General features: G+C 64.8%; 1 protein-coding gene. It reads right to left on the bottom strand.

Features of this window, described 5'->3' with window-relative positions:
• On the bottom strand, positions 1 to 429 hold a 429-nt coding region (locus FNQ90_RS26635; RefSeq protein WP_182608609.1), incomplete at both ends, for a HAMP domain-containing protein.

Here is a 429-nt window from a genome sequence, read left to right as displayed (position 1 = left end):
AACGAGGAGAGCTGGTTCACCATCTTGTTGACGGTGTTCTTCAGCTCCAACATCTCCCCGGCCACGTCCACCGTGACCTTCTGGGTCAGATCACCGTTCGCCACCGCCGTCGTCACCTGCGCGATGTTGCGCACCTGACCGGTGAGGTTGCGGAAAGCCGTGTTCACCGAGTCCGTCAGGTCCTTCCAGGACCCGTCCACGCCCTGCACCGACGCCTGACCGCCGAGGACGCCCTCGTCACCGATCTCCCGGGCGACCCGGGTGACCTCGAACTGGAAGGACGAGAGCTGGTCCACCATCCGGTTGACGGTGTTCTTCAGCTCCAACATCTCCCCGGCCACGTCCACCGTGACCTTCTGGGTCAGATCACCGTTCGCCACCGCCGTCGTCACCTGCGCGATGTCCCGCACCTGCGCGGTCAGGTTGCGG

Source organism: Streptomyces alkaliphilus, assembly GCF_014141535.1.
GTDB classification, from domain to species: Bacteria; Actinomycetota; Actinomycetes; order Streptomycetales; family Streptomycetaceae; genus Streptomyces; species Streptomyces alkaliphilus.
This window is presented reverse-complemented; position numbering and strand designations above follow the sequence as displayed.